The following is a 17081-nucleotide window of genomic DNA, read 5'->3' on the forward strand; positions in this document are numbered from 1 at the left end:
CAGCATCGCTGTCGTGTTGAGCACCGGAGCATTGCGTGCACACCTGCTGGCCGCCCGGTTGGCAGGGGCGGAGGGGGCGAAAACCGCTTTGCCCCCGCCACCCGGGTACGTCATCGCAGCTCCTCCGGGCACGGGGTTCCCCGGGGGAGCTGGTACGGCGCCGCGAGGCGGTAGGTGCCCGGGGTCGGGGCCAGGAGCTCCGTCCACTTGTCGCCCGCCGCGGTTTCCGGCGTCGGCATCAGACAACCGTTCAGGTTGTCGTACGACTTGGGCGCACCGTCCCCCCGGTGCTTGGACGCCGCCGTCTCCCGCGGTACCTTCACGCTCTTGCCGCCCGCGTCCACGATGCTCAGCCAAGGAGAGTACGGAATGCGGATCAGAATGCGCCCGGCCTTCTTGACCTCGATCGTCAGCTCCCCCTGCTCCGCCCGGTCGACCACGGCGTTCGGCTCGGCGAGCGGCGCCGGATCCGTCACCGCGAACAGCTGCCAGTTCGCGTCCCCCCAGATCTGCCGGAGATAGGGCATACCCCGCTGCACCAGCTCACGCTCGCGTTCCCCCCCGTCCCCGTCCGGCTCCCCCTTCGGCAGCACCACGTAGTGCACGGCCCAGCGCTGCAGCCACTCGTGGTAGTTCGCGGAGTTGAGCGTGTCGTCGTAGAAGAGCGGGTTGCGCTCCATGTCGGCCTGCCGGTTCCAGCCGCGGGCGAGGTTCACATACGGCGCGAGGGCGGAGGCCTCCCGGTGCGAGCGGGCGGGTACGACCTCCACGCGGCCCTTCTCGGCGCCCACCACCTGGAGCTGGTTGACGAGCGGCGCCAGCTCCCGCGCCCAGGACGCCGCCGGAGTCGTATGGACGATGTCGTCGACCGACTTGAACCCGATCCACCCGGTGAACCCGACCAGGGCGAGGACGATGGCGTACCACTTGCGCGAGCGCGGCACGGCGAAGGGCAGGGCGGCCAGCAGCACGACTCCCGCGAAGAGCATCGCCAGGCGGGTGATGTTGGAGCCGATCTGCGAGCTGATCAGCCAGACGAGGAGGACACCGATGCCGTACACCGCGGAGGTGATGCGGACCGTCGTCCACTCCTTGGGGACGAGGACGAAGACCAGGACGGCGTACAGGAGCGGCAGGATGACCGAGTAGAAGGCCATCGGCTGGGTGCCGGAGAAGGGGAACAGCCAGGCCGAGACGGCCACCACGACGGTCGGCGCGATTCCGAGGGCGTATGCGCCGGGGCGGCGTTTTTGCAGGAAGAGGGCCACCGCGACCAGGCCCACGAACAGTCCGGCCACCGGCGACGCGGCGGTCGCGAGCGCGGCGAGCGGCGCCGCGCACAGGGCCTTCGCCCAGCGTTTGTAGCGCCACCGGTGGGGCCAGCAGAAGACGACGGCGGCCGCGGCGAGCGCGAACACCATGCCGAGCCCGTACGTCACCCGGCCCGAGGCGGCGTTGCACAGCAGAGCGAAGACGCCCGCGAGCGCCGGCCACAACGGCTTCCGTACCGCACGGCTGCGGATGAGGATCATCGTCAGCAGGCCCGCCGAGATCGTCCCCGCGATCATCATCGTCGTACGGACGCCGAGCACCGACATCAGATACGGCGACACCACGCTGTACGACACCGGGTGCATTCCGCCGTACCAGGCGAGGTTGTACGCCGAGTCCGGGTGCCGTCCGACGAACTCCGCCCACGCGTCCTGCGCGGCGAGGTCACCGCCGCTGTTCGCGAACGTGAAGAACCAGACGAGGTGGAGGACTCCGGAGAGGGCGGTGGTGAGGGTGACGGGGTGGTGCAGGAAACGGCTCAGGCGGGTACGGGGTGCCGCCTCCGTGCTGCCGGGTCCGCCGTCGGATCCCTCGGCTCCGTCGTGAGTTCCCCCATGGCCAGAGGCGCGCGGCGGTATTCGCGGGCCGGTCTCCGGTCCCGGATCGGCGTCGTCGGCGTGTGTCGTCTCCGCTGTCGCCACTGCAAGGCACTCCCCGTGTCCCGTGTCCCGTTTCCGTTGTCGGCCGGGACCCGCGGCCCGCGACCTGGCCGCTTAGCGACGCTAGCACGCACCCCGCCGGGGAGCGCCCGGGCGGGGCGCTGTCGGCGGGGTGCGGGGCGCGTGCCCGTGACCGGCGTACGTCACCGATGCGCATCTCGGAACGTCATCGGTGGGTACGTCCGTTCAGCTGACGCGGGTCAGCTTGGCGCCGAGGCCTGGCTCGGCGAGGTCCGACTGCAGCGCCACGGGGATCGTCGCGGCGTGCCGGGAGCCATCGCCGACCGTCAGCACGCCGACGGTCCTGCCCGCCTTGCCGGAGTGCGGGACCGTCTCGTCACCCTCGCCGATGGAGAGCTTCGTCTTCAGACCGGGCCAGCCGACCGCCGTCATGTCCTTGGTGGCGACGACGGGCGTCTGCCCGCCGAGCTGGTCGTCCACATAGCCGACGACCTGGCCCTTCTTCACCACCGTGGCCGAGGTCAGGCTCTTTTGCACCTTGTCGATCAGCTTCTGGCTGTTGACGAGGGCGAGGTGGAGGCTGTCCCACACCTTGCCGGTACCGGCGTTCTGGTTCATCACCGCGCCGTAGATCGTCTGCGTCTTGCCGTTGACCGTCTTGGTCGCGGCCCACACCAGGTTGCCGCCGGCGGGCGTCGACGAGCCGGTCTTCAGGCCGATCACGCCGACCTGCTGCACCAGCAGGTCGTTGTTGTTGTAGATGGGCTTGTCCAGGCCGGGGATCTTCGCGCTGGCCATGCCGACGATGCCGCGGAACACGGTGTCCTGCATGACCGCCTTCGTCAGCTTGAGCTGGTCGGTGGCGGTGCTCACCGTCGTCTTGTCCAGACCGCTCGGGTCCGTGTACGTCGACTTCGTCATGCCGAGCTTCTTGGCCGCGGCGTTCATCTTGCCGACGAAGGTCTTGTTGTCGGAGTCCCAGCGGGCCAGCAGCCGCGCCGCGTTGTTGCCGGACGGGATCATCAGCATCTGGAGCATCTGCCGCTCGGTGAACTGCTGGCCCTTCGTCATCGCCGCCGTCGACTCGTCCTCGTTCCTGGACTCGTCCTCGGCCTGCTGGTCCACGGTGATCTTCTCGCCGCCCGCGTTCCCCTTCAGCGGGTGCTCCTGAAGGATCACGTACGCCGTCATGATCTTGGCGACGCTGGCGATGGGCGCGGGCGTCTGCTTGCCGTCGGTACCGAGGCTGCCGACGCCCTCTACCTCGACCGCCGACTGGCCCTGACCCGGCCAGGGCAGGTCGAGGGTGCCGCCGTCGAAGGTGTACGTCTGGTTCGCGGTGAGCGCGAGTGACGGGGTCGGGAGCGGGCGTACGGCCTGTGCTACCGCAAAGATCACCGCGAGCAGCAGGACCAGCGGGGTCCAGATCTTGACCCGCCGCACGATCGTCCGGACCGGGGTCTGCGGGGGCGGCGGCGTGTTCGTCAGCTCCGCCAGCAGGTCCAGCGGGGGCTTCGGCGGAAGGGGCTGCTGGGTGGTGCGCTCGGGACCGACCCGCGGGAACGCGGCGGTGGCTGACGCCGGCTTGTCAGCGGGGGCCGCGGGCGGCTTGTCAGCGGGTTGGTCCAGCGGCTTGAGGGCGACGAACTTGCTGGTGCGCTCGGGGTCCGATTCCCGCTTGGGCTTCGGCTTGGTGACGGGCTTCTCTGTGGCCGGCTTGGGGGTGCCGCCCAGCTTGAGCATGGTGGTGGGCTGGTCCACCGCGGGGGGCCGGGGCGCCTTGAAGATGGCGGTGGGATGGTCGACGGGAGGCTCGGACGTGTCCTCGCCATCCGCCGCGGCGCCCTTCGGGAAGTCCTTCGCGTCGCCCTTCGAGCCGGGGGCGGCGTCCTTGACCGGGCGGCGGCCATCCGGCGTCTCGCCGTCGGCCCCGGACGTGGACGCGGTCTCGCCCTCGCTCTCGGAGGCGGAGGCGGCTTCAGAGTCGGCCTCGGTGAGGTCGTCCCCGGACTCGCCCTCGGACGCGGACGCCGAGGCAGAGGCTGAGGCTGAGGCTGAGACTGAGACTGAGACTGAGGCAGCGTCGGCCTCGGTGAGGCCGTCCCCGGACTCGTCCTCGGACGCGGAGGCGGAGGCGGAGGCTGAGGCAGCTCCAGCCTCTGCCTCGGTGACGTCATCCTCGGACGCGGCGGCGGACTCGGACTCGGTGACGACGTCCCCGGACTCGCCCTCGGACGCGGCCACGGACGCCGAATCGGCGGCAGGTTGAGCCTCGGTGTCGTCGCCCGCGGATGCGGAGGCGGCTTCAGCCTCGGCCTCGGTGACGTCGTCCTCGGCCTCGGCCTCGCCCTCAGGCGCGGACGCAGACGCTGACACGGACGCGGCTGCGGAACCGGGCTCGGAAGCGGCCCCAGCCTCGGCCTCGCCATCCCCGGGCTCGCCCTCAGGCGCTGACAACGCGGATGCGGAACCGGGCTCTGAGGCGGCATCAGCCTCGACGTCGTCGTCCCCGGGCTCGCCCTCGGACACAGACGCGGACTCGGGCTCGGAAGCGGATTCAGCCTCCGTCTCCGTCTCCGTGTCGTCATCGCCGGACGCGCCCCCGGCCTCGGGCTCATCGGCCACCGGAGCATCGCCGGAGGCGGAGTCCCGCACCTCGTCGGTGTCGGTGTCGGTGCCGCCGACACCGGCCCCTGCGCCAAGTTCTGACGCCCCGTCGGACGCGTCCTCAGCCTCCTCCGACGCCTCAGCCGCCCCCTCCGCGTCACCGCCACCGCCGCCCTCGACGTCGGCCGTCGACTCAGCGGCGCCCTCGGCGTCGGCACCGGCACCGGCGTCGGCACCGGAAGCGTCGCCCTCTCCCTCCGCCACGGAGCCAACGGAGCCCAATGAGCCCACAGAGCCCCCGGAGTCCTCCGCCCCCGCCACCCACGCGGCCACCGCCGCCCGTAGCCGGGAGTCGCCCTCGGCGCCCTGGTCGCCGGCGTCCGGCGTCCGATCGGCCTCCTCCGCCGCCAAGGCCTTCGTGGAGAACACCGCCGTAGCCTGATCCACCCGTACCGTGGCCGCCCGTTCACGGGCCATCGCGATGCGGGGGTCGGCCGAAGCCGAAGAGGAAGCCGCGGCCGGGGCCGGGGCCGAGGTCGGAGCCGGGGTCGAGCCGGACGCAGTCACCCGCGCCGGACCCGGAACCGTGGCTGGTGCCCCCGGCGTCGGTTCTGCCGACGACGCCGACGACTCGTGCTGCTTCGACCTGTCGGGGGACTCGCCCGCCACCGATGCCTCCTCCATGCGGCACACGCCCTCCGTGCGCCAACCGAACCGTCAAACCCTGAACCACCGCCCGGACACCGCTGTCCGAACCATGTACCAGTGTCCTGTGTGAGGGCTTAACCCCTGCGGTAGACGAGAACGACATAGTTACCGGTTCCACTACATTCCGGTCACGCGCTCTCGACAGACCAATGTGAGAGGGGTCACCCTGTCATTCATCCACGCGGGGAGGCATGGATGGGCAGGAGCCGCAGAACACTTCCGGAGGAGCTTCTGCTGCTGGCGTTGGACCCGACCACGGGTACCACCGCACAGCCGCAGTCGCTCGACCTCGGTCTGGCCGGAGCACAGCTAGTGGAGCTGGCGCTGGCCGGACGGATAGCCCCAGACGGGGATCGTATCGCCGTGGTGGCCCCACGGCCGACTGGAGATCCAACACTCGACTGTGCGTTGGAACTGCTTCGCCGACGCGGAGCACCCGTACGCGCGGTCAACTGGATTGGCGGACCCCGACTGGGGCTGCGCCAGACCTATCTCTCGCATCTGGAGAGGTGCGGCATGGTCCATGCCGTGGCCGGCCAGATGTGCGGGGTGCTTCCGACGACTCGCTACCAAGCGACGGACACGGAGATCAGCCGGGAGATCAAGGCCCGGCTGGACAACGCGATCCGCACCGGCGTCCCGCCGGACCCGCGGACCGCGGCGCTCGCCGCCCTGGCCCACGCGGTCGGTCTCGGCAAGCACCTGTACCCGGGGAACGAGGGACGCTCGTCCCGCTCCCGGCTGCGGGACTTGATCAGGCATGACCCCATGGGCGGCCTCGTGGCCCACGCGGTCATGGACGTCCAGAACGGCGTGGCCGCTCAGCCGCGCCGCAGCCCGGCACCGGCAGGCCGTCCGGCCACCGCCGGAGTCAGGTCCGCGCCGGAACCCGCACGCGGTGTTCCGATGCAACCGCGCCGCGGTTCCATGGCGCGCGCCGTGGCCCACTGAGCCGCAGTCCCACGGCACCACCGCAGTACCAGCACCGCCGCACCGCCGCACCGCAGTCCCCAAGACCCGGTTCGGGAGCCGCTGGCTCGCGCGGGGCGATGAGACCGTACGTCCGGACGACGACACGGTCCCACCGCCCCGCGCGGCCGCATGTGCGCGAGCCCAACGGGGCCGGGAAACCCGCATATACACGCCGGAACCCCGAACTGGCGCCTACCCAGCGCATATCCGCTGTTTCCCAGCGGCAGAAAGCACCTTGGTGGCAGTCTGCTCAACAGCAGATACGCAAAGTAGAGGCCCGCAGCCGGAGGTGCACGTCCCGTGGCGTCCAATGTCAATCCCACCGTCCGGCGGCGCCGACTGGGCCAGGAGCTGCGCCGGCTCCGCGAGCTCAAGGGCATGACGGCCGAAGAGGTCGCCGAGCGGCTGCTGGTCTCGCAGTCGAAGATCAGCCGCCTGGAGAACGGGCGGCGCAGTATCAGCCAGCGCGACGTCCGCGATCTGTGCGGGGTCTACGAGGTCGAGGACCATCGCATCGTCGACTCGCTGATGCAGATGGCCAAGGACTCCCGCCAGCAGGGCTGGTGGCACGCCTTCGGCGACATTCCGTACAGCGTGTACATCGGTCTGGAGACCGACGCCGCGTCGCTGAGAGTCTACGAGTCCCAGATCGTCCCCGGCCTGCTGCAGACCCGGCCGTACGCCGAGGCACTCATCCAAGGTGCGCTGCCCGAGACCTCGACCACCGACGTCGACAAGCGCGTCCAAGTGCGGCTGCGACGACAGGAACGTATCTCCACCGAAGAGAACCCTCTTCGCCTGTGGGCGGTACTGGATGAGGCCGCCTTGCACCGGATCGTCGGAAACCGGCAGGTGATGCGCGAGCAGCTGGAGCATCTCGCGGGGATGTCCCAACTGCCTCACATCACCGTGCAGGTACTGCCGTACGAGGTGGGGGCCCATCCTGGGCTGAATGGCCAGTACGCGATCCTGGAGTTCCCCGACGCGGCTGATTCGAGCGTCGTCTACATCGAGGGCGTCACCAGCGATCTCTACCTGGAGAAGGCCGCGGATGTGCAGAAATACAGCGTGATGTACGAACACCTCCGGGCTCAGGCCCTGAATGTGGACCAATCACGCCAATTCATCTCAGACATCGCGAAAGAGTACGCGCGCTGACGGTCGTGAAGCCGCCCGCCGCGGGGGGTGCCGGAAGGTACACCGTTACCGCACCGGAGCGGAAGACCCTGTGGAATATGCCATCCGGTCGAGTGAATCGCTCCTTCGGGGAAGGATGTTGGCGAGTAGCGTCGATCACGCCATCAAGCAACAACGTTGGCGCAAACCGAACCGCGGGTTCCGCAGCGATCCCGCAGCGCGGTGACAGCAACTCAACGACTGGCTACCGGAGCAACCATGGCAATTCTGCAAGGCATCACGGAAACGTGGACAAAGTCGTCATACTCCGCTGGAAACGGTGCATGCATCGAGGTCAAGTCCCCGATTCCGTCAGCGCTGGCCGTACGGGACTCCAAGATTCCCGGAGGGCCCACGCTGGCCTTCCCGGCGGAGTCATGGAACGCCTTCGTGGCAGAGGTGAGCCGGGGGGCATTCGACCTCGACTGACACATGGACACTCACAACTTCATACGCACCACTGAAAGAGCCCTCTCGACCGGCCCGCCGTCCCTGCCGAGGGGGCTCGGTCTTTTCCCGCCCGCGCCCGCTACCGCAGCCGGTCCACGTACTTGTCCGTCCCCGGCACCGTGGGAAGGAAGGGCGCCACCAACTCCACGTTCCCGAGGCCCGCTTCCCGTACCTGCGCGTCCAGCCCGGTGAAGTACCCCTCCCAGCACTCCCGTGGATCCGCCTCCAGGAACCACAGCAGCGTCAGCCGGGTGTCCACGCCCTCGACCTGCTTGACGTACGTCATCCGGTCGCCGGGCAGCGGGGTCGGCCGGAAGACGGTGACCAGGGCGGCGGGTGAGCCGGCGAGGCGCTTCGGGAGGTGGCGGGAGCGCAGCCACTCCAGCAGCTCGGCGCGCTGTGCGGCGGATTCGGCGTCGATGACTTCCAGCACCAGGCCCGCGTACGGGTGGTCGAGGGCGTGGAAGTCACGGGGGCCCGCGGGCCCGTCGCGGTACACGGTGGCCTCGTGGTCCTGAAAGGCCGTGAAGACGTGCGTACGGTCCTGGTAGACGCGGGCGTCGCGGTTGAGCCGCTTGTTGATCCCGACGGTCCACTTCATGTGGTCGTCGTAGCGGCCCTCGGTGACCCAGTACGTGGAGAGGTAGCAGCCCGCGGTGACCGGCTGGGCGACCGCCGACTTCTCCGGGTAGCGCAGGAGCTGGAGATCGCGGGTGGCGACCCAGCGGCGCCCGGCGTACATCCAGGGCATGGCCATCGCGCCGGCGTAGTAGTGGTCGTCCTCGTACCAGCGGTTGTACGCGTACTCGTGGCCCGGGTGCGGTTCGACCATGGTGATCAGGGCATGGCCCGGACGGACGCCGTACGGGCCGAGTGCGGCCAGTTCGGCGTACGTCTCGCTGCGGGTCTCCTCCGACATGACGATCCCCTTCCTTCTTCCGCCGGACGCCCATACTCTGACGCTCCGTCAGACAATGCGCCAGGGTCAGGGAGGCCTCCGATGTCACTGCTCGCGGGCAAGACCGTCGTCGTGTCGGGGGTCGGGGCCGGGCTCGGTCATCAGGTCGCGGCAGCCGTCGTGCGGGACGGCGGGAACGCGGTGCTCGGGGCGCGTACCGAGGCGAATCTCGCCAAGGCGGCGGCCGAACTCGATCCGGACGGCGCGCACACGGCGTACCGGGCGACGGACATCACCGACGAGGGGCAGTGCGAGGAACTCGCCGCGGTGGCCCGGGAGCGGTTCGGGCGGATCGACGCCGTCGTCCATGTCGCCGCCTGGGACAGCTACTTCGGGGGTCTCCAGGACGCCGACTTCGCGACCTGGCAGTCGGTCATCGACGTGAACCTGCTCGGCACGCTGCGGATGACCCGCGCCTGCCTGCCCGCACTGAAGGCGCGCGGGGGCTCGGTCGTCATCATCGGCACCCAGTCGTCCGTGGCCGCCCCCTCGCAGGTACGGCAGGCGGCGTACGCGGCCTCCAAGGGCGCGCTGACCAGCGCGATGTACTCCCTCGCCCGCGAACTCGGTCCGCACCGCATCCGCGTCAACACCGTGCTGCCGGGCTGGATGTGGGGCCCGCCGGTGGAGGCGTATGTGCAGTTCACCGCGCACACCGAGGGCGTACCGGAGGCGGACGTACTGAAGCGGCTCGCCGAGCGGATGGCGCTGCCCGAGCTGGCCACGGACGGGGACGTGGCGGACGCCGCCGTGTTCCTGGCGTCCGACCGGGCGCGGGCGATCACGGGGCAGTCGCTGCTCGTGAACGCCGGGGAGTTGATGCGGTAGCCCGGATCGAACCGTTTGAGATGCTCTGTCGTTCATGTAGCTGAATCAAGGTCAGCAATCAGAACGATTTTACCCCCTCTTGACCATACGGTCGCTTGTCGGCGCCGTGCTGGCGAACCCACGATGAGCGGGCACTTCGCGGCCTTCCTCGCCCTTACCCCGCTCAGGCGAAGTGCCAGCCAGCTGGGCGGTGTTCACAAGGCGGACCCTGGAAGGGGGCACATGAACGGTCTCGACTGGGCCGTCCTGGTCGCGTACTTCGGCGTCATGACGGCGATCGGCGTCTGGTCCCACAAGCGGGTGGACGATGTCAGCGACTTCTTCACCGCGGGCGGCAAGATGCCGTGGTGGCTGTCCGGCATCTCGCACCACATGTCGGGCTACAGCGCGGTGATGTTCACCGGGTACGCCGGCATCGCGTACACCTATGGCATCACCTCGTACGTCACTTGGTCGCTGCCCATCGCCATCGGCATCCTGATCGGTGCCAAGGCCTTCGCGCCCCGGATCAACCGGCTGAGGTCACGGCTGCACGTCGCCTCGCCGCTGGAGTATCTGAAGGACCGCTACAACCTCCCGACACAGCAGGCGCTCGCCTGGTCCGGCATCCTGCTGAAGATCGTGGACGTCGGCGCGAAGTGGGCGGCCATCGCCACGCTGCTCAGCGTCTTCACCGGCGTCACGCTCACCCAGGGCATCATCATCACCGGCGGCATCACAGCCGTGTACTGCACGATCGGCGGTCTGTGGGCCGACGCGCTGACCGAACTCGGCCAGTTCGTCATCCAGTTGCTGGCCGGTGTCTCGATGCTGATCATCGCGCTCAACAAGATCTCCGACCAGGGCGGCCTGTCCAAGGCGCTCGACTCGCCGAAGCTGGACGGTCACGCGGACGGATTCGCGGGCCCGTACCTCACCGTCTTCTTCATCGCGTATCTGTTCATCAAGCTCTTCGAGTACAACGGCGGCATGTGGAACCAGGCCCAGCGCTACATGGCGACGGGCAGCGCCAAGCAGGCCACGCGCTCGGCGTTCCTGTCCGCCGGGCTGTGGTTCGTGTGGCCGGTGATCCTCTTCATCCCCATGTGGCTGTCGCCCTTGCTCGTCACGGCGAAGAAGCCCGACGGGTCGGACGCGTACGGCCTGATGACCGAACAGCTCCTGCCCCACGGCCTGTTGGGCCTGGTCGTCGTCGGCTTCTTCTCGCACACGATGGCCATGTGCTCCTCGGACGCGAACGCGATCGCCGCCGTGTTCACGCGGGACATCATGCCGGTGCTCTCGAAGGCCGCGCGGGCCTGGGACACCCGGGCCGGGCTGATCGCGGGCCGCGTCACCACGGTCGCCTTCCTCGGCTTCTCCATGGCGGTGGCCACCCAGGTCAACTCCCCCACCTTCAAGGACATCATCACGGTCGTCATCAAGTGGGTGGCGGGACTGATGGGCCCGATCGCGATCCCGTTCATGCTGGGCCTGCTGCGTCCGTTCCGTAGGTCCGGCCCGACGGCGGCCCTCACCAGCTGGGCCTGCGGTCTGCTCGGCTTCTTCTTCGTCAACTACAACCTGGACTTCTCCCAGCGCACCGACGTCAAGCTGGAATACCAGGTCTCCGTCCCGATGGTCATCTCCCTCGTCCTGTACATCCTCATCGGCTTCCTGAAGCCCGAGGACACCCCGGAGCGGGACGCGGTCATCGATAAGATCAACACCGATGACGACGGAACGACGGCGGCGGCGATCCCGGCCCCGGCGGAGGCCGCCGACGGGGTGCTGGGCACCCCGGTCAAGGACTAAGCGCGCGGATACCGGGCCAGCCACCCGGGCGACGACCCGCCCGGCCCGTGCAGGGCCGGACCCTGCGTCATCTCGATCGCGAAGTCGTCCGCCAGGACCAGGATCGTGGGACGGCCCTCCAGCTCGGCCAGCCAGGCCGGCGGGAGGGCCGTCTCGCCGTGCAGGGCGCCCAGCAGGCCCCCGGTGAGGGCGCCCGCCACCCCAGAGGCCCCACCGTGGTTCACCGCGAGGCACAGACCGTGCCGGATGTCCTCCCCGACCAGCGCGCAGTACACCGCGACCGCGAGCAGCCCCTCCGCCGTACCCTCCCCGGCGAGTTCCTCGACCCGCCCCGGCGAGGGCATCCCCTGCCGTACGGCGCCCAGCGCGTGCTGCAGCGCGTCAGCCACCGGCTGCTGCCCCGGCCGCGCGGCCAGCAGACCCAGCGTCCGCTGCACCGCCCCGTCGAGGCTCTCGCCCCGCGCCAGGCCGTGCACGATCACGGCGTACGCGCCCGCCGACAGGTACGCCGTGGGATGCCCGTGCGTCTGCGCCGCGCACTCGACGGCGAGCTGCATCACGAGCTGCGGCTCCCAGCCGACGAGCAGTCCGAAGGGCGCCGAGCGGGCGGCGGCCTCCGGGCCGGGCTCACCGGGGTTCTTCGGAGCGTCCAGCGTGCCCATGATGTCGTCGCCGAAGCCGAGCAGACAGACCCTGGCCGGGTCGCGGCGGGCGTACAGCCACTCCTCGCGGGCCAGCCAGCCGTCGTCCTTGCGGCGCTCGTCGGGCCCCCAGTCGCTCTGGGTGGCGGCCCAGCGGCGGTAGGCCCGGTGGAGGTCGGTCGGCGGATGCCAGGCGCCGGTGTCGCGGCGCACCTGGGCGCGGATCAGCCCGTCCACGCTGAACAGCGTGAGCTGGGTGAGATGGCTGACGGCGCCGCGTCTGCCGTACCCGAAGGCCAGGTCGGTGAGCCCCTCCGCGCCGTACGCCTCGCGGATCTCCTCCAGGCTGAGCCCCTCGAGCGGCGCGCCCAGCGCATCGCCGACGGCGGCCCCCAGGAGCGTTCCGCGCACCCGGCCGCGGAAGTCCTGCTGTTCGCCACGGCCCCAGACGGCACCGGCTGTCGCACCCACCGAGACCTCCCCAGGCACCGTCCGAACGTCCGACAGCTCAGCACTGTAATCGAACGAGAACGGTCGGTTCAGGGCCTGGCACGGTATGCGAAATGTGACCCGCCTGAACCAAGTGGTCACTTATGGACGGCGTTCAGCGGGCATTTCCGGCCCCGTGCACGAGGGCCGGGATCAGCCGTTCCAGGTCACATTGCCCACGTAGCGCACTCTTGGCGTGGCACGGTCAGGAAACTGATCAAGCCACGCCCGCCGAGAACGTCGGACTCGCGCACACCGCCCTCTCGGTCGAGAGGCCCCGCCGACCTTCACAGACTCATGACCGAGCGCCGCCAACTCGGCGGCGAGCCGCTCGACCTTCGCCTCGGGCGCCTCCCGGATCGCGCGGACAGGGCGCGCGGCCCGCGTTCACGGCCGTCGCCTGGGCCGAATTCGTGGGCTTCGCGGGTCAGTGCGCGTAACGCGCCCGGACGGCGTCGCGGGCCGATGTGACCGCCGCGAGGCGGGGGGTGAGGCGGGAGAGGTCGGCGCCAGGGCTGTGCAGCAGGTCGGTGAGGATCTCGACGAGGTCCGCCAGGTCGTCCCAGGCGGGCTCCGTCGCCAGGACTGCGGCCAACCCCCGGTCGGCGTCGGCCCAGTCGGCGAGGGCCCAGCTGACGATGCACCGTCCCGACAGGCGCATTGCTTCGTCGAGTTCGCCCGTGCCCAGGACCCGTGCCAGTTCATGCCAGAGGGGTTCCGCGGCCTCCAGTCCCCGGGACCTGCTCTCGATCATCGCCAGTTGGAACGTGCCCGGGACCACGTCATGCTCGCGGAACCGCTCGGCGAGACGTCGGGCCTGTGCCCACCGCCCGGTGTGCCGGAAGGCCTCGATGCGCAGGTAGTCGAGGTCGTCGTCCGGGGCCGCCGCCCGGTCCGCGTCGGCCATCCGGGCCAAAGCCTCGTCCCATCGACCGCAATAGATCAGTGCCCCTATGGCTTCGTTGCGGGCGTCCGGGTCCCGGTCCAGGGTGAAGCACCGGTCCCAGTCGGCCAGGGCCTGCTCGGTCCGCCCGGTCACCAGGCAGACGCGCGCACGCTGGTCGTACGCCCACGGGTAGTCCGGGTTCGCCCCCAGGGCGCGGTCCAGATACGCCAGAGCTTCCGGGTAGGCCTTCAGGAGACGGTGCGTCGCTCCCAGACTGGCCAGCGCCGAGGCGTTGTCGGGATCGCGTTCCACCACGTGGTGGAAGACGGCGATCGCCTCCTGGTGCCTGCCCGCGAGCCGGTAGGCGTCGCCCAGTTCGGTCTCGATCCAGTTGTTGTCAGGGCTCGCCGCGACCGCTCGGCGCAGATCCTCGAACATGCCGGCCCGGTCCTCCAGCCGGCGCCTGACGCGCGCCCGCATCACCAGGGCCCAGGAGTAGTCCGGGTCCAACTCGATGGCACGGTTCAGGTCGGCCAGGGCCTCCTCGGTCCGGCCCAGCTCGTGGCGGGCCATTCCACGGCCGGCCAGGGCCGATGCGTGGTCGGGGTCGAGACGGACGGCTCGGCCGAGCTCGGCGACGGCCTCTTCGAACCTGCCCGTGGCCCGAAAGGCCTCCCCCCGCTCCGAGGCGACCCAGGCGGAGTCGGGTGCGAGACGGGCCGCCCGATCCAGGTCGGCGAACGCCTTGTCCAGCTCCTCCCTGTCCCGGAACAGGCGAGCCCTGCGCACGAGCGCCCACAGGTAGTCCTCATGGAGGCCGAGGGCGCGGTCGAAGTCGGCGAGTGCTTCGTCGTACTGCCCGGCGAAGTGGCGGCACACCCCCCGGCTGGCCACGGGCTCCGGATCGGTCGGGTCGAGGGTGACGGCCCGGTCGAAGTCGGCGACGGCCTCCTCGAACCGGCCCGCCATCCGATAGGTCTCACCGCGCTCCACGAGGATCCAATCGGCGTCGGGCACCAGTTCGTCCGCACGGTCGAAGGCGGCCAGGGCCGCCGGATAGTCGTCCATCAGCTGGTGGGTGAGACCACGGCCGTAGTAGGCCTGAACCAGGTCCGGATCGAGCTCGATCGCCCGGTCGTACTCGGCCAGCGCGCGCTCGTACTGTCCGCCATTGCGCAGCTCCCGTCCACGTACCCCGTGCGCCATGGCCCGGCCGTCCTGGTCCAGGCCGGGGCGGGCCAGCAGCAGATCCATCGCCCCGGTCAGCCCGTCCGCGTCGTCCGCGAGCACCTCACGCAGGTCCCGGCCCCAGTCGCGCACGGCCGGGGCGGCCGCCGCGACGCCCGCCTCCTCCAGCATCCGGGCCCAGTGGCGACCGAGTACCTGGTCCTCGCGGCAGGCGGCGACGACGTCGCGCAGTGCCCCGGCCAGTGCCGTGCGCGGCCGGGCACACAGCGAGTGGTACACCTCCTCCAGCCGCAGCTCGCGCCACTCCTCGTCCTCCCACTCCAGCGCGGGCCGCAGATCACTCCCCGCTTCCGCACACCACCGCCCGAACACCCCGGCGAGCCTCTCGTGCCGCTCGGTCCAGCCCCGCGGGGAACGCCGCCGCTGCAACCGGAGCATCGGCTCGCGCACCAGGTCGTGGTACTGCACCCGGTCGCCACGGTCGTCCACGAACGGCAGCCCGCGCAGCCAGCCGAAGAGCGTGTCGCCCGCCGCGGTAGCGGCTGATGTCACAGCCTCGTCCGGGCAGTCCACGGCCGCCCGGAACACATCCGCGTCCAAGCGCCGAGGCAGCGCGCACGCGAGTGCCGCCGCCCGGCGTACGGGATCCTGCTCCCACTTCAGGAAGCGTGCGACGGCCGTTGCGCTGGGGTCGCCAATGCCGTCCGGGTCGGCGGGACGCTGCTCGGCCAAGGTCGAGACGAGTACCGGCAGACCGCCCGTGAGCCGCAGTACCTCCTCGACCACCGGCTCCGCCACCACCCCTTTTTCGGCCAGCAGCCCGCGCGCCTCCGCCTCCGTGAACGGCCCGAGCGGCGCCTCCGTCACGAAGTCCGCGAGGCCACCCCAGCGGGCGGGGTCGAGGGAGTGTTGCCCGGCGATGACCACCACGACGTTCGCCGGCAGGGCGCCGCCGTACCGGTCCGTGGTCATCACGTCGTGCAGCCAGCCATCGAGGAAGGGGCCGGTCCGTTCGTACGTGTCGAAGACCAGGACCAGCCAGGGGACTTGGGCCGCCGCCTCGGCCAGTTCCTTCAGAAGCACGGGGGTGAGGACGCGCTCGGGGGCCAGGACCAGTTGCACGTCCTCCTGGCTGCGGAAGCGCGCGCTCATTCCGGCCCGTAATCTGTCGGCGCCCTGGGCCAGTTGAGCCGGATCCAGAGCTCCCGCGAAGGCACCGACGCCCGGCACCAGGCCCAGCCCCACCAGGCTCGCGCGGGCCGCCGCCATGCTCGCGGCCGACGGCTCCCCCGGCTCGGGACCGGCGTCCACGACCGCCGCCGCCTCGTGCCGCCGCTCCCGCTGCGTGGCCAGCAGCCGCTCCAACTCCTTGAAGCGGTGGCCCTGACGCACGAAGTGCTCCGCGATCACCCCCATCGCCTCCGGCACGCTGCCGACCGACTCGTCGACGTAAGCGGTCAGGGCGCCGCGTTCCCGCGCAACCTGCTCCAACTCCCTTACCAGGAAGGTCTTTCCGACACCCGCGTTGCCGTGCACGTGGAAGAGGAAACGGTGCCGCTCGTCCTCCGGCGGCAGCTCCAGATTTTCCCGGAAGGCGGCGCGTTCGGCACCCCGGCCGACAAAGCCCCGCCGTCTGCGCTGCGCGATCAACTGCTGCATCGACCGCCGCGTGTTCACCATTCGTGCGCCCCCTCGCCCCCAGAGCCCGACAGTCACCATTCTGTCTCAATGCGTACGGGAGGCGGCGGCCGGCGCAGGGAAGGAGACCGGCATGGCCACTCCCACTTCCCGCACCCTCCCCCTCACCTCCGCCCTCCTCACCGCCACCGTCGCGCTCTACATCACGCTCGTCGCCTTCGGGAACATCACGGACTTCGGCACGAACCAGCAGTTCGTACGCCATGTCCTCGCGATGGACACCACCTTCAAGGACGACGACCTGATGTGGCGGGCCATCACCTCGCACGCCTGGCAGGACACGGCGTACGTCGCGATCATCGTGTGGGAGACGGTCGCGGCACTGGTGCTCATCGCCGGGACGTATCTGTGGGCCCGGCGCGACTACCCGCGCGCCCGCCGGACCTCCGCCCTCGGCCTGCTGATGCTTCTGCTGCTCTTCGGCGCCGGTTTCATCGGCATCGGCGGCGAGTGGTTCGCCATGTGGCAGTCGAAGGACTGGAACGGCCTCGACGCCGCCACGCGTGTCTTCACGCTGAGCGGGATCGTCCTTGTGGTCATCCATCTGCCGTGGGGCGGCGGACCGGAGACGGCCGGGCAGCCCGGGCGCCGAAGCGATGAGGAATCCATCCGCGTTTGAACACCCTGCGCCGCCTGCCGTCCCTCTTCGTGGGAGGTTCGGCAGGTGGCGTCTGGCGTCGCGCTCCACGTTTCGTCGGCGGAGCCGATGGTGGCCTCGACGAGCACGTACCACC

Annotated in this window: 11 protein-coding genes; 6 read left to right on the plus strand and 5 right to left on the minus strand. The window is 70.2% G+C overall.

Translation table 11 applies throughout. The features are described from left to right. Window positions 1-110 precede the first annotated feature (110 nt). A complete protein-coding gene (locus AB0D27_RS15440) occupies window positions 111-1973 on the minus strand; it encodes an MFS transporter (protein ID WP_362507689.1) in 1863 nt (620 codons plus the stop codon). Between the two features lie 204 nt (window positions 1974-2177). Next, complete coding sequence (locus AB0D27_RS15445; protein ID WP_362507692.1) at window positions 2178-4988, minus strand: serine hydrolase; 2811 nt, start codon at window positions 4986-4988, stop codon at window positions 2178-2180. 474 nt (window positions 4989-5462) lie between these two features. Between AB0D27_RS15445 and AB0D27_RS15450 the strand changes: the two genes are divergently transcribed. The 3 genes from AB0D27_RS15450 (at window position 5463) to AB0D27_RS15460 (ending at window position 7844) form a co-directional block, all read left to right on the plus strand. After that, the gene (locus AB0D27_RS15450) at window positions 5463-6218 is read left to right on the plus strand and encodes a GPP34 family phosphoprotein (RefSeq protein ID WP_362507695.1); all 756 of its coding nucleotides are present in this window, start codon (window positions 5463-5465) and stop codon (window positions 6216-6218) included. Between the two features lie 321 nt (window positions 6219-6539). Further along, complete coding sequence (locus AB0D27_RS15455; RefSeq protein WP_362507698.1) at window positions 6540-7397, plus strand: helix-turn-helix transcriptional regulator; 858 nt, start codon at window positions 6540-6542, stop codon at window positions 7395-7397. Between the two features lie 237 nt (window positions 7398-7634). Beyond that, window positions 7635-7844, plus strand: a complete 210-nt coding sequence (locus tag AB0D27_RS15460) for a DUF397 domain-containing protein (protein WP_362507701.1) — start codon at window positions 7635-7637, stop codon at window positions 7842-7844. A 100-nt stretch (window positions 7845-7944) separates the two neighbouring features. Here AB0D27_RS15460 and AB0D27_RS15465 read toward each other — a convergent pair whose 3' ends face one another. After that, entirely contained in the window at window positions 7945-8784 is an 840-nt protein-coding gene (locus AB0D27_RS15465) for a hypothetical protein (protein WP_362507704.1), read from the minus strand. An 81-nt stretch (window positions 8785-8865) separates the two neighbouring features. On the opposite strand from AB0D27_RS15465, the gene AB0D27_RS15470 reads away from it, so the two are divergent. After that, window positions 8866-9651 carry an SDR family oxidoreductase gene (locus AB0D27_RS15470; RefSeq protein ID WP_362507707.1) on the plus strand — a complete coding sequence of 262 codons (786 nt, stop codon included), beginning with the start codon at window positions 8866-8868 and terminating at the stop codon, window positions 9649-9651. A 222-nt stretch (window positions 9652-9873) separates the two neighbouring features. Continuing rightward, window positions 9874-11445: a sodium:solute symporter family protein gene (locus tag AB0D27_RS15475; RefSeq protein WP_362507710.1), complete on the plus strand. Its 1572-nt coding sequence runs from the start codon at window positions 9874-9876 to the stop codon at window positions 11443-11445. Here AB0D27_RS15475 and AB0D27_RS15480 read toward each other — a convergent pair. After that, complete coding sequence (locus tag AB0D27_RS15480) at window positions 11442-12557, minus strand: ADP-ribosylglycohydrolase family protein (RefSeq protein ID WP_362507713.1); 1116 nt, start codon at window positions 12555-12557, stop codon at window positions 11442-11444. The two genes, AB0D27_RS15475 and AB0D27_RS15480, sit on opposite strands and share 4 nt — an antisense overlap. A gap of 445 nt (window positions 12558-13002) precedes the next feature. Then, window positions 13003-16329 carry a tetratricopeptide repeat protein gene (locus AB0D27_RS15485; protein WP_362507716.1) on the minus strand — a complete coding sequence of 1109 codons (3327 nt, stop codon included), beginning with the start codon at window positions 16327-16329 and terminating at the stop codon, window positions 13003-13005. A gap of 91 nt (window positions 16330-16420) precedes the next feature. On the opposite strand from AB0D27_RS15485, the gene AB0D27_RS15490 reads away from it, so the two are divergent. Continuing rightward, entirely contained in the window at window positions 16421-16966 is a 546-nt protein-coding gene (locus tag AB0D27_RS15490) for a DUF2165 domain-containing protein (protein WP_362507719.1), read from the plus strand. Window positions 16967-17081 lie beyond the last annotated feature (115 nt).

This window comes from Streptomyces sp. NPDC048415, from assembly GCF_040651675.1.
Classification (GTDB): Bacteria; Actinomycetota; Actinomycetes; order Streptomycetales; family Streptomycetaceae; genus Streptomyces.